Annotated in this window: 14 protein-coding genes and 1 pseudogene; 5 read left to right on the plus strand and 10 right to left on the minus strand. The window is 49.4% G+C overall.

Annotation, left to right across the window (positions count from 1 at the left end; genetic code table 11):
- Window position 1: 1 nt before the first annotated feature.
- From AAHB90_RS22975 to AAHB90_RS22985, 4 genes are all read right to left on the minus strand, one after another.
- Complete coding sequence (locus tag AAHB90_RS22975) at window positions 2–616, minus strand: diheme cytochrome c-553 (RefSeq protein ID WP_342087586.1); 615 nt, start codon at window positions 614–616, stop codon at window positions 2–4.
- A 427-nt stretch (window positions 617–1,043) separates the two neighbouring features.
- Entirely contained in the window at window positions 1,044–1,301 is a 258-nt protein-coding gene (locus tag AAHB90_RS32845) for a type II toxin-antitoxin system RelE family toxin (RefSeq protein ID WP_446717920.1), read from the minus strand.
- A complete protein-coding gene (locus AAHB90_RS22980) occupies window positions 1,298–1,495 on the minus strand; it encodes a hypothetical protein (RefSeq protein ID WP_342087587.1) in 198 nt (65 codons plus the stop codon). The genes AAHB90_RS32845 and AAHB90_RS22980 overlap by 4 nt, the downstream gene beginning before the upstream one ends.
- 160 nt (window positions 1,496–1,655) lie before the next feature.
- Window positions 1,656–2,390 carry a metallophosphoesterase family protein gene (locus AAHB90_RS22985; protein ID WP_342087588.1) on the minus strand — a complete coding sequence of 245 codons (735 nt, stop codon included), beginning with the start codon at window positions 2,388–2,390 and terminating at the stop codon, window positions 1,656–1,658.
- A 234-nt stretch (window positions 2,391–2,624) separates the two neighbouring features.
- Between AAHB90_RS22985 and AAHB90_RS22990 the strand changes: the two genes are divergently transcribed.
- Complete coding sequence (locus AAHB90_RS22990; RefSeq protein WP_342087589.1) at window positions 2,625–3,746, plus strand: Fic family protein; 1,122 nt, start codon at window positions 2,625–2,627, stop codon at window positions 3,744–3,746.
- 74 nt (window positions 3,747–3,820) lie between these two features.
- Window positions 3,821–4,789 (plus strand): 3-keto-disaccharide hydrolase, encoded by a 969-nt coding sequence (locus AAHB90_RS22995; protein ID WP_342087590.1) that lies wholly within the window; start codon window positions 3,821–3,823, stop codon window positions 4,787–4,789.
- 43 nt (window positions 4,790–4,832) lie between these two features.
- Here the strand turns inward: AAHB90_RS22995 and AAHB90_RS23000 are convergent, their stop codons facing one another.
- The gene (locus AAHB90_RS23000) at window positions 4,833–5,594 is read right to left on the minus strand and encodes a DNA alkylation repair protein (protein WP_342087591.1); all 762 of its coding nucleotides are present in this window, start codon (window positions 5,592–5,594) and stop codon (window positions 4,833–4,835) included.
- Window positions 5,595–5,718: 124 nt separating this feature from the next.
- On the opposite strand from AAHB90_RS23000, the gene AAHB90_RS23005 reads away from it, so the two are divergent.
- Window positions 5,719–8,226, plus strand: a complete 2,508-nt coding sequence (locus AAHB90_RS23005) for a phosphocholine-specific phospholipase C (protein ID WP_342087592.1) — start codon at window positions 5,719–5,721, stop codon at window positions 8,224–8,226.
- A 69-nt stretch (window positions 8,227–8,295) separates the two neighbouring features.
- Here AAHB90_RS23005 and AAHB90_RS23010 read toward each other — a convergent pair whose 3' ends face one another.
- Window positions 8,296–8,700, minus strand: a complete 405-nt coding sequence (locus AAHB90_RS23010; protein WP_342087593.1) for a DoxX family protein — start codon at window positions 8,698–8,700, stop codon at window positions 8,296–8,298.
- Window positions 8,701–8,944: 244 nt separating this feature from the next.
- On the opposite strand from AAHB90_RS23010, the gene AAHB90_RS23015 reads away from it, so the two are divergent.
- Both AAHB90_RS23015 and AAHB90_RS23020 read left to right on the plus strand, forming a co-directional pair.
- The gene (locus AAHB90_RS23015) at window positions 8,945–9,247 is read left to right on the plus strand and encodes an RNA polymerase sigma factor (protein WP_342087594.1); all 303 of its coding nucleotides are present in this window, start codon (window positions 8,945–8,947) and stop codon (window positions 9,245–9,247) included.
- A gap of 23 nt (window positions 9,248–9,270) precedes the next feature.
- Window positions 9,271–9,612 carry a hypothetical protein gene (locus AAHB90_RS23020; RefSeq protein WP_342087595.1) on the plus strand — a complete coding sequence of 114 codons (342 nt, stop codon included), beginning with the start codon at window positions 9,271–9,273 and terminating at the stop codon, window positions 9,610–9,612.
- An 11-nt stretch (window positions 9,613–9,623) separates the two neighbouring features.
- Here AAHB90_RS23020 and AAHB90_RS23025 read toward each other — a convergent pair.
- From AAHB90_RS23025 to cobT, 4 genes and pseudogenes are all read right to left on the minus strand, one after another.
- Window positions 9,624–10,187, minus strand: a pseudogene (locus AAHB90_RS23025) (DUF1572 family protein).
- Between the two features lie 46 nt (window positions 10,188–10,233).
- Window positions 10,234–10,761: an alpha-ribazole phosphatase family protein gene (cobC, locus tag AAHB90_RS23030; RefSeq protein ID WP_342087596.1), complete on the minus strand. Its 528-nt coding sequence runs from the start codon at window positions 10,759–10,761 to the stop codon at window positions 10,234–10,236.
- Complete coding sequence (locus AAHB90_RS23035) at window positions 10,746–11,531, minus strand: adenosylcobinamide-GDP ribazoletransferase (protein ID WP_342087597.1); 786 nt, start codon at window positions 11,529–11,531, stop codon at window positions 10,746–10,748. The genes cobC and AAHB90_RS23035 overlap by 16 nt, the downstream gene beginning before the upstream one ends.
- 17 nt (window positions 11,532–11,548) lie before the next feature.
- Window positions 11,549–12,577, minus strand: coding sequence for a nicotinate-nucleotide--dimethylbenzimidazole phosphoribosyltransferase (cobT, locus tag AAHB90_RS23040; RefSeq protein ID WP_342087598.1), 1,029 nt, complete (start codon window positions 12,575–12,577; stop codon window positions 11,549–11,551).

Genomic DNA, 12,577 nt, shown 5'->3' on the forward strand with positions numbered 1-12,577 from the left:
CTCAGGGTGCCGGTGGGATGTATGATGGAACCACGTTTGAAACCGGTTTGATGGATTTCAGGTATGCAAAGATTGCGCGCATATCTTCCTCGGCCATATTGACGTAGTTGAACCAAGGCATTGGCGGCATAAGCGGGCGGCTGTTTTCGAGTCCTTTGAATTTTCCTTTGCGCATGGCCGTATTGAACTGCTCGAATGTCCAGCTGCCAATTCCCGTTTCGTCGGGCGTCAGGTTGGCTGCGAACGACATCCCCCACGGTCCTGCAAAAGCAGTGCTCTGCCCGTTGAACACAACCCACTCGCCGGTTTTGAGGATACTTTTATCAAACGTACCCAGTTTCTGGGAGCCATTGTGCCCCGACAAAAAGCGATCCATATCCGGCGCAGGACCTTGCGGCGTCATTTTTTTGGGAGCGTGGCAATCCGCACAGCCCATAATGGTGACGAGGTATTCTCCCCTCTTGACGACATCTTCTTTCGAAGCGACAAGGGCTTTGGGATGCCCCGAAGTAGTTTTGAAAGAGGTAAGAGCGTCCCTTTGGGGTACGTCGGGCTGCTTTGTAAACGCACAAATAGTCCATAGAGCCGCGGAAGCGGCCAGGTAAACAAGTTTCATGGTGAAAATATATTTAAAGTTAAAAACTGGGTCAGGCGAACCTCATCAGCTGGGCGGGTAACCTGAATTTTAATACCTATACTCCATATACGTCAGTAACGCCGGCCTCTATCTCAGCAGCTAGTTTTCAAGGTCGGTGAAATATTTAAACGACGGCGACCCGCTATCATCCCGAAACCGGTGCAACCAGTGGTACTCGACATATTGCTGCAATTCGCCGGATGGTTTAAACTCCTGATAACCTGAACTCATCGTTCTGAAAAGGGCTCTTTGTATTGACGTCACAAAATTAGGATTATTCTGAAAGCGTGTATTGTAAAGAAGCAGCCCCAAAAAGATAATTACCTAAAAACCAGGATATTAATGAATATTGAAGTTAGTGAGCGGCATGAATAACGGGGATGGTTCGGGTAAAAAGGTAGCCAACTCAGTTGTACACATCCCTCCTATCACCAATTTTGATAACCGTGACTGTCAGTTCACCATTACTTATCTTGTATAAAACACGATAGTTCCCGGCCCTGATCCGGTAAGTGCCGTCCACGCCTTGAAGTTTCCTGACTCCCGGTTGACAAGGATCGTCGGCTAGGGAATAAATGACTTTGACTACCAGGTCATAATTCTTTTTAGCTAACTTATTCAAATACTTTTCGGCAGTGTGTGTGATAGTGATCTTGTATTTCAACGCTTTATTCCGTGTTTTTTATCTAGCCTTTCAACTACTTCATCAAACGGTTTTGTTGAGTCGTTTTTTGTTGCTTCAACCGCAATCACGTCGAGCAAATCTTCAACGAACTCCGATCGGGAAGCCGCGTTGATCGTCACTTTTTTCAGCTTGCCTTTTGGCGTATACTCGCTCTTAATACCCTGCAGTTTCATATTCATTGTCTTTTATACTGGCAATTTACGTATTCTTTCTCAGCCTGGAAAATGGTCTGCACGGCAGTTGATAGTCCCCGTTAACCTCCTGATGGATATAACACTACGACTATGTAGAACAATCAGAAAACGGCTTCTCTCAGCGCCAAATACGTTACGTTTAATACACCATATCAAACCCCTTCCCATGATTTAGCACCACATGCGTGCTGACCGTACGGCCTTCCAGCTCGATAATGCGGTAACCATAATAGCGACTGTGGATCACAATTTCCAACGGGTTCTTCTCCATTTGCACAGAAGCGGCCGGCGTTACATATTGGGTAACGTTTTCTTCCTTCGTAAAATCATCCGTATGATAATGCCCGCTGAAAATTGTGATCTCACGCCCGCTGCGCCCAAGCACTTCTTTCACTGCTTCCCGATTCAGCAATGGATACTTAAAATCGACTGCTGTGAGCACCTGTAAAACCGGGTGATGGATAAAAAGCAGCACGTGTTTGACCGTAACCAGCTCATTTTCCAGCCACTGCAATTGCATTTCGCTGATGGAATCGGAGGAGGAATCGAGAAAAATGTACTTGAAATGCTCGTCCTCCGTGGAATGGAACATTTCGCTTTTCGTTTCCAGATACCCGGGCAGGTAATGCGGCCGGACGTTAGCAAACTGGTCGTGGTTGCCAGGTATGACCGTAAAATTGAAATCTTTGAGTAATGCAAAAAAACGCTGGTAAGCGTCGGAATGGCCGATATCGCCCGTAAAGATCACTTCCCTGATTCCTCGCGCTCCCACGTCCTGCAAGATCAGTTTCATATTCGTGTCGGTATCCGCCCCGTGTTTCGCGGACCATTCTTCCATCAAATGAATATCCGTTATCTGCGCAATCCTTTTCATAGTTGTCAGTTCGTTTTCCAAATTATGCCAGAAAACTGCTGCAATAACTGATCCAATTACGTGATATCGAACGTGCCAATGCCGAGAAATGTGGTCATTGGGTCAGAAATGGTCAGGTGTTGTGTTCCGATAGTGAAATTACTGCCCATAACTGCAAATATTTGAGCCGAATAATGAAACTATTCGGCTCAAAATTTAACTATATTTGAGCCGAATAAAACTTCTAATCGGCTCATGACCTATATCTGGCAACATCCCGAATGGCCCGAATTCCAGTACAATCTTGCCGGTGTTGATGACATTCTGTTTGTTTTCGCAGAAGAAACGGGGCATGTAAGCGGGATACTGAAAGGCACGCCCGATGCGCTGCAGGTAGAAGCGCTGATAGACACGCTCGTTGCGGAAGCCATCAAAACCTCTGCCATCGAAGGTGAATTTCTAACCCGGCAGGATGTAGTCTCCTCCATCAGAAACAACCTTGGTATTGCAAAGAAACCGGAACCTGTCAAAGACCGAAAGGCGCAGGGAGCCGCCACACTCATGGTGGCTGCACGCAATTCTTACGCAGAACCACTTACGGAAGCAATGCTTTTCGCATGGCATGAAACAATACTAAAAGAAAGCAAGACCATCAACATCGGCGCGTGGCGAAAGGATTCGGCTCCAATGCAAGTCGTTTCCGGCTCGGTTGGCAGAGAAAAAGTACATTTCGAAGCACCTCCTTCCGAGCGGGTGCCTGTCGAAATGGCACAATTCATCGAATGGTTCAACGCTACCGCGCCGGGAGGGGCGAAGGAAATCACCAAAGCACCTGTCCGGTCGGCCATTGCACATTTGTATTTTGAAACAATTCACCCTTTTGAGGACGGTAACGGGCGGATAGGGCGTGTGATCGCTGAAAAAGCGCTATCGCAAACGCTCGGCCGCCCGGTGATGCTGAGTCTTTCGCGCAAGATTGAAGCGGAGCGAAAAAAGTACTACCAGTCTCTTGAAACTGCCCAAAAGAATATCGATATCACCGATTGGATCCGCTATTTTGTTCAAACCATCGTGGACGCGCAAATAGAGACGCGAGACATGCTGGATTTTACATTGCAGAAAACGCGCTTTTTAGATCGTTTTAAGGATTCGCTCAACGAAAGGGAAACGAAAGTCGTCCAAAAAATGCTAGAAACAGGCCCGGGCGACTTCGAGGGTGGCATGACTGCGAAAAAATATATGTCGATAGCCAAAACCTCGAAAGCCACAGCGACGCGCGATCTGCAACATCTGGCCGAGATTCAATGCCTCATTGCTTCCGGCGGCGGCCGTAGTACGAGCTATCAGCTTCCCTTTCTTCAAAACACTTTCGAGTGATTGCTTTTCGCCCACACAAGCGACAATTGAATTTTATCTCTTAACTTTCCCAACCTTTAATACCTAAAAAATTTATGAAGAAAGTATTCCAAACCAACCTGTACCGGGCTTCCCGGCACCTGATGCTCTCGGCGGCTACGCTGCTGATTGCAACCTTTTCGACAAAAGCTGAAAATGCTCCTTTCGCTTCTTCCATTGAAGGCCGCTGGGACATTAGTGTAGATGCAAATGGCAAGACACTCCCATCCTGGCTGGAAGTACGGCACTCGGGTACCAAAACACTCGTAGGCCAGTTTACGGGCTTCTCTGGTAGTGCCCGGCCTATTTCCGTGGTGCATTTCAAGGACAACAAGTTCGATTTCGCGATCCCGCCGCAGTGGGAACGCGGCGAAAGCGATCTCAAAGTGGAAGGAACCGTTTCCGGCGATGCGATTACAGGCTCATTAACCACGCCCGATGGCAAAACTTACAGCTACAAAGGCGTACGCGCCCCGTCACTACGCGGGAAAGCCACGCCAGCCTGGGGAACGCCGATCAAACTGACGGCTGGTAACGAGATCAAAGGCTGGCATGCGGCGGGCGAAAACCAGTGGATCGCCGAAAACGGCATTCTGCGCAGCCCGAAATCCGGCGCTAACCTGGTTACAGACCAGAAATTCGGCGATTTCAAACTGCACATCGAATTCCGCATTCCAAAAGGCAGTAATAGCGGCGTGTACCTGCGTGGCCGTTACGAAGTACAGATCACCGATGGCAAGGGCATGGAGCCCGCCCTTGACCAGATGGGCGCGATCTACGGTTTCATTACACCAAGCGAAATGGTCGCCAAGGAAGCCGGAGAATGGAATACATTTGACATTACATTAATCGGCCGCATGCTCACGCTCGTTGCAAACGGCAAAACGGTGATCAGTAACCAGGAAATCCCCGGCATCACCGGCGGCGCCTTGGACAGCAACGAAGGCGAAGCCGGCCCGCTCTACATCCAGGGCGACCACGGACCGGTTGAATACCGCAACATTGTGATCACGCCGGCGAAATAATCGCTTCGCAAGCTGCGCTTCGCAAGCCGCGCTTAGCCAGCCGCTACCCTGCCCTTTTTAAACCCATATAATGACTGCGCAAGGGTTTATCGAAATGCTCGATTGAATACCGCAGCAACGTCCGGGGCATGGTAGCGGCATATTTATCCAGGAATTTCTGCAACTGCGCCCGGTTTACCTGCCCGGCGCTTCGCAGCATCCAGCCGGTGGCTTTGTGAATGAGATCTTCCCTGTCATTTAAAAGCAGCTCGGCTATCCGGAATGTATCCTCAATATCCCCTTTTTTGATAAAATATCCGGTGGCTACGATGGCCGTGCGGCGTTCCCAGATGCTTTCGGAATGAGCGAGTTCAAAGAGTACATCCCGCGGCTCGCCGCTAATGTATAAATACCCTCCCACCACGTACGGCGCACAAATATCGACCAGGTCCCAGTTGTTGATCCGGTGTGTATTCCGCAAATAGAGCTCGTAAAGCAGTTTCCGGCGATCGGTCGTCGTCTTTTTGCTTCTGGCCTGCTTGTCGATAATGCTAAGCGCACCGGTACGGATCTCATGTATCGGGCTTTGCAGCAAGAACTCGACCTCTTCCAACGGCATGTGAATGTAGGCCTTCGCCATCTCGAAAATCTGCCCCATGCGCACGCCCATGAAGACGTCACCCTCCCCATACTGCCCTTCGCCGGTTTTGAAATAGCGCATCAGTTTGATCGCTTCTGCCGGTGAACGGAATTTTTCAATGTGTTCAGCGAATTGCCGGGCCGTTGGGTTGAGCGGTTTCTCTTTAATTATTTCGATGGCTGCCATAGAACTGTTGTTGAAAGTGCTTTTTCAAATATAATGATATAAAAAATGATCAAATGATAATCCCAGGATAACAGCCGGTAAAGACGCCGGGGATAATTTTGAAGTCCTAAACTCACCAGCATTCATGGATTCAAGAAGAGATTTTCTTAAAAAAGCTGCTCTGCTCGCAGGTACGGGCGCAATGGCAAATACACTCCCACCTGTTATACAAAAGGCCCTGGCCATCGATCCGGCGCCAGGCAGTACATTTTATGATGCCGAGCATATCGTGTTCCTCATGCAGGAAAACCGCTCGTTTGATCACCAACTGGGCATGTTGCAGGGTGTCCGTGGCTTCAACGACCCTCGGGCAATTGATCTGCCGAGCAAAAACAAAGTGTGGTTTCAAACCAACAAGGCGGGCGAAACATATGGACCTTTTCGCCTCAACGTAAAAGATACCAAAGTAGCCTGGATGGGCTCTATCCCCCACGGCTGGACCGATCAGACCGATGCCATGAACAACGGCAGATACGACCGCTGGCTCGATGTAAAAGCACCCCGCAACAAGGAGTATGCGCATATCCCGCTCACAATGGGCTATTGCGACCGTAACGATTTTCCGTTCTACTATTCGCTCGCCGACGCATTTACCGTTTGCGACCACAATTTCTGTTCGAGCATTACAGGCACACATCCCAACCGCTATTACTGGATGACCGGCACCGTCCGTGAGAAAAACGAGCCTGCCGGCATTGCGCATTTGTGGAATATCAGTAATTACGAATATCCGGAGCTGGAATGGAAGACCTATCCCGAACGCCTGGAAGAAAATGGTATCAACTGGAAAGTATACCAGAATGAGTTGACCATGGGTTATGGCCTAAAAGGTGAGGAAAGCGCGTGGCTGAGCAATTTCGGAACGAATGTTCTGGAATATTTCAAAGCCTACAATGTGCGGTTCCATGAAGGCGGGATTGCCAATCTTGAAAGCAAGAGACAGACTGTCATTCAAACGATTGCTGATCTTGATAAGGAAGCCGCCACCGATCAGCGCGCTGCCACGCGGGTTGCTGCAGCCAAAAGGCTTTTGAAAAACATTGAAACGGCCCAGACGAAGTTTAACAAAAACACTTACGCCAACCTTTCAGACAAAGCTAAAAATCTGAATGACAAGGCGTTCAGTACCAATATCAAAGACCCGCATTTCCACGAACTTACCTCGATGCAGTACTCCGACAATGGTGCCGAAAGGACATTGCAGGTACCCAAAGGTGATGTGTTCCACCAATTTCGAGAGGATGTGAAGAATGGTACATTACCAACGGTTTCATGGCTGATGCCGCCTGCGCATTTCTCCGACCATCCGGGCGAGCCTTGGTTCGGACCATGGTATGTGAGCGAGGCGATGGAGATTTTGCTGCAAAATCCCGAGGTTTGGAAAAAGACCATTTTTATTGTGACTTACGATGAGAATGACGGCTATTTCGATCATGTACCACCTTTTACCGTTCCAAATCCTTACAAAGAAAATACGGGAAAAGTATCGGCGGGCATCGACCCGAAACTGGACTTCGCATTGGCCGATCAGCAGACGAACCCGTCGGCCAACCCTGCCAGCATCCGGGAAGGCTCTATCGGGCTTGGCTATCGTGTGCCGATGATCATCGCTTCGCCGTGGTCTAGGGGTGGTTATGTCAATTCGGAAGTTTTCGACCATACCTCTTCGCTGCAATTCCTTGAAAATTTCCTTCAAAAGAAATTCAACAAAAAAGTACACGAAGAGAACATTACCCAATGGCGCCGGACGATTTGCGGCGACTTGACGTCGGTTTTCCGGCCCTATAACGGCGAAAAGATCGAAAAGCCGGTTTTCCTGCAACAAAAGCCATTCATAGAAAGCATTCACCAGGCACAATTCAAGCAAGCACCGGAGAATTTCAAAAAGCTGGATCCTTCGGAACTGGCGGAACTGAATAAAGGCCCGCATGCATCGGCGCTGTTTCCGGCTCAGGAAAAAGGGATTCGCCCAGCCTGCGCTTTGCCGTACGAGCCCTTGGTGAATGCGCAGCTCAACAAATCCGGAAACGCTCTTGAAGTGTCATTCAAGGCTGATAATCAGTTTTTTGGTTCCAAAGCCAGCGGTATACCATTCCGCGTTTATGCCATGAAACCGTATCACAACGAAACTCTTCGCTCATGGGATTACAGTGCAGCCGCCGGCGACACGCTGACTGATTCGTGGCAACTGGATGGTTTTGAAAACAATTCATACCACCTGCGTGTATACGGTCCCAACGGCTTTTACCGCGAGTTTCTCGGAAATGCCTCCAATCCAGGGCTGAAAGTGAGCTGCGAATACGAAACAAAAGCTTCCAAACCGACTGGTAATGTGTTGGTAACCATTCAAAACCTCGATTCGAAAACGCATTCAGTGAGCATTGAAGATAATAGCTACAAAACCGGTGTCAAAAACAAGACTTTCGCCGCAGGCGCTAAGGCTTCGCTTGTGCTGGATCTTGGAAAATCATTTCAGTGGTATGATTTCAGCGTGAAGGTAAAAGGGCACCAGGGTTACGAGGAGCGCTTTGCCGGGCATGTTGAAACCGGGACTGTTACGAAAACGGATCCGTTAATGGGTGGCGTAGTGTAGCCAAAGAAAATGGCCGGGAACGCTCTGCACGTCCCGGCCATTCATTGCCGATGAAGTGTAATTTGAATGCTATTTTCTGAACGGGATCAATGCGCGAATTTTCTCGTCGCGGAGATACAATCCTGCCCATACCAGCACTCCGAAGACTGCTGCAAAGTACAATGGCTGTCCGGCACGCACCATAACCGCGATGGCCCCGCCCAGATAACCGGTGATCAGGATCGCACCCAAAATGGCCGTACGGGGAATAATGTAAAGAATGGTAGAGATTAACAAGGCAATCCCGATGCTTTGAACCTGATCCGCAGGCCAGCCCAGCGCCGCCGAACCCTCGACGTGGTGCGACTCCATAATTACTTTTCCACCGGCATCAAAAAGCAGGAACAAAATGCACAATGCACTGATGATTTTGCCAACGAGTGCGGCTTTGTCGGTACGGGGTTTTGCCTCCGGGGTAACAAATGTAGCTTCCATGATTTCTTTTGGTTTATATAGTTTTTGTTTGACTGATTGGTTGATACAAAACTAACGGGTACCAAAAGGATGGGCGCTGTGTAAATACGGCATTGTTAGGGGGCGTTTGCGCCACCAGCAGAATGTTCTACGCTCCGAAATACACAATCGAAGCGTTTGTATTGCGTTTTAGGTTACAAAAAGTAGAAATTATTAGTAACTTGCTTATAACTGAAATTCAAACGTAGCCCGCAAAAACTGAAATATGAAAGAACCGATCATGCAGGATCACATCCTCGCAGCAAGTATCCGCAATGGCGACATCCCCTCTTTCACAAGGGTTTATGAGACCTACCACGCCTATTTGTTCCGCTTTGCACTACGGTTTTTGAAATCCACAGAACGCGCCGAAGAAGCTGTACACGATGTATTCCTGAAATTATGGGAGAACCGCGATGGACTGAATAATGAGTCTTCCCTGAAATGCTACCTACTCAAAATCTGCAAAAGCCACATTTTCCATACACTCCTACGTGCAGGTAAAGAGCAGGCCGTACTGCAACTTTGAACAATCCGAACCGGGCCAGATAAATGGATAAAGAAATTCATATCAGGAACCTCGTTTACAAATACATCTCGAACCAATGCGATGGTCGTGAGCAGGATGAGCTGCTCAGGCACCTCCAAACGCCGGCGGGCAGGTGGGTTTTTGATGAAGTAATGACTTCGGAAGCGGGTAAAATCTTTACAAAAAACGAAGAAATAGAACCAGCCGTGTCCAGCCGGTTGCTGGGGCGCTTACGACAAAACATCGTTGCTGAAGAAGCTGCCAATGCGCAACCGCTGCCTTTTTACCGTAAAAGTAGTTTTATACCAATCGTTGCATTGGTTATAGTGCTGGTCGCACTGGGCATTTACTGGCTTACGACATAGACGAAACCTCTTTACTTTTTGAGGTATTCATCCGTAAAATGCGTCTTCGCCTTGGGCTGAGCGAACTTCTCGCTGTTATAATCCTGTGATTTACCGCGCGGGATCGACAGTGACGACCATTTGTCATCGAGCGCCATTTTCCCGATAAATACAATCTGCCCGACGTGGTAGGGATAATGTGCCAGCTGGCGGTTAATAGCTTCCATGACGGAATGTCCCTGGTTTCGAATATAGATTACTGTATCCCAATTCGATTCATTTAATGTACCCAGCGCATTCAACAAGCAATTCCAGCCCTCGTTCTATTTAGCGAGAAGCTCCTCGCGGCCATTGATATCATTGTCGAATTCCGCCTCCCGATCGCGCCATTCCTTTTCCCCGTCGGTCGTCAGAAAATCGGTCTAGCGGGAAAGCATATTGCCCCACAAATGCTTGACAATGCTGGCAATGCTGTTGTTTTCCTCATTAGATTTCCAGAAAAGCTGCTCATCGCTCAGCTGTGCGATCGTCTTTTCGCCCAGCATTTTATAGTATTCAAATTGCTTTCTGACGCTATCGATATATTCCTGGTCCATGGCACTGTGGTTTGGATTGACTTCTGATTATCCAAATTACAAATTGCTACCCATTAAAACGAACACGGACCACTTCCCCGTAGGCTACTTTAATGTCGAAAATACTGGTAAGCACCATTTGGTTTACGATCGAAAGGATCAAACGGATAACCCCCGCATGCGTCACAATCGCCACTTTTTCGTAGTCCGATTGTCCCAGTTCCTCCCAAAACTCGCTTACGCGTGCATACATTTGCATCATGCTCTCGCCCCCGGGCGTACTCACGTTCACGTAATCATCCATCCAGGCTTGTAATGCCGGCTGGTCGACGGTGTCCCATGTTTTCCCCTCCCATTCACCAAAATCAAGTTCTTGCAGGCGGTTATCCACGATAAATTCTGGAGAGAGCGCCCTGGCAAGCTCTGTGCAGCGCAGTGCGGGGCTGGAATAGAGTATTTCAAAACCTCCATTCAATTCCGATCGTACAGCTTCCAGTTCCAACGGGAAACCAGCATCCAGCACAAGCTCCTTCCGGCCATAAATCAGGCCCGGTTCGAAGACCGGCGTCGTGTGCCGGATCAGGAAAACTTCCATAGCACCACTATGAAAAAGTAAAATGCCGCTTCGCAGACCTGCTGAATCGCGCCCAGGCAATCGCCGGTGTACCCGCCGATCCACTTTTTGAAATAGTTCGCCAGCAGGAGCGTAATCAATCCGAGGAGCAGGATTGCAGCCAACAGCAATGGCTGTCCAAGATGCAGTACCATCGCAAACAGCGGCAGTACTCCGCCAATGATGGCACCTATCAATACGCCAAAAGGCGGTTTTTGGGCAACAGGCTTCGCTTTACTGTCGGTATCACGGGAATACGGGAGCATGTAAATGACGAAAACCGGCATGAGCCTGCTTAACGCATGCCCGCTGACAAGCACGCCCGCGATTGTTGCCGCCCCGCCGGCAATGGACTGCAGGAGCGCGAATTTCAGAGCCAGTATCGATATCAATCCCACCGTAGCATAAGTACCTACGCGGCTGTCCTTCATGATTTCCAGGATTTTCTCCCTCGTCCACCCGCCTCCGAAACCATCGCAAACATCCGCAAAACCATCTTCGTGAAAAGCGCCTGTCAACAATATGGAAATGATCATCGAACACAACACGGCTATCGAGGGGTTTGTCAGGTAATCTGCCGCAATCCAGGTACCGCCAGCGACTGCACCCACAATCCAACCGACAAACGGCAAATAACCCGTGGCCAGGTTGAGGTTTTCAGGTCGGTAAACCACCCATCCAGGCGCAGGCAGGCGCGTATAGAATTGTAAAGCCGTGAAAAACAGGGTAACGTGGTGACGGATGCGGGTCATCGGCTCTCGGCTTCGGTTTAGTTTTCCGTTTTCTGGCTTACGCCTGCGCTTTCAAAACTTGCCATTTCATTCAAAAATGCGACGGCGCTTTGCAAGAGCGGGTAAGCGAGTGCGCAGCCAGTACCCTCGCCCAGGCGCATATCGAGCTTCAACAGCGGCTCTGCTTCCAGTGATTGGAGCAGCAAACGATGTCCCTTTTCGTCGGATTGATGGCAGAAAACTGCATTTCGCTGAATGGACGGATCCATTTTTAACGCGGACAGATAACTGACGGATGCGATAAAACCGTCCACAAGCACCAGCATGCCCAATCGCGCAGCTTCACGCATGGCCCCGCACATCATTGCAATTTCAAAGCCGCCAAATGTAGCCAGCACCGACTCGGGCGCATTGCCTATATGCTGGTGGTACGCCGACGCATCGGATAATACAGCTATTTTTCTGGCAAGCTGGGTATCATCCAGGCCCGTGCCCTTGCCTACGCATTCGGAAACAGGAACGTTCAGTAACCGGCTCATAATTACCGATGCCGATGACGTGTTACCAATGCCCATTTCACCAAACCCGATGACGTTACATCCGGTTGCCCGCACCTGCCGAACCAGGTCCGCCCCCTTTTCCAGACATTGGGTGCACTCGGCCTCCGTCATGGCAGGCTGCCGTGTAAAGCTTTTAGTTCCGAAATTGACCTTCGCGTCGATCAGTTTTTCATTTTTACCAAAGTCATAGTCCACTCCTGCGTCTACCAGCAAAAGCTTAATGCCGTGCTGCCGCGTAAAAACGTTGATCGCCGCACCGCCGCCGATAAAGTTAAGCACCATTTGCGGCGTCACCTCCGACGGATAGGCGCTCACGCCCTCCGAGGCAATGCCATGACTGGCTGCAAATACGATGATATATGGGTTCTCAAGTTGCGGCGATAAGGTATTCTGCACCGACGTAATCTGAAACGCCAGCTTTTCGAGTGCACCCAATGCGCCTAACGGCTTGGTTTTTAAATCAATTTTCGCCTGAATTTCCCGGCTCGTCAGAGTGGTAGTATGCAT

It is taken from the genome of Dyadobacter sp. OTU695 (genome assembly GCF_038440355.1).
In the GTDB taxonomy this organism is placed as follows: Bacteria; Bacteroidota; Bacteroidia; order Cytophagales; family Spirosomataceae; genus Dyadobacter.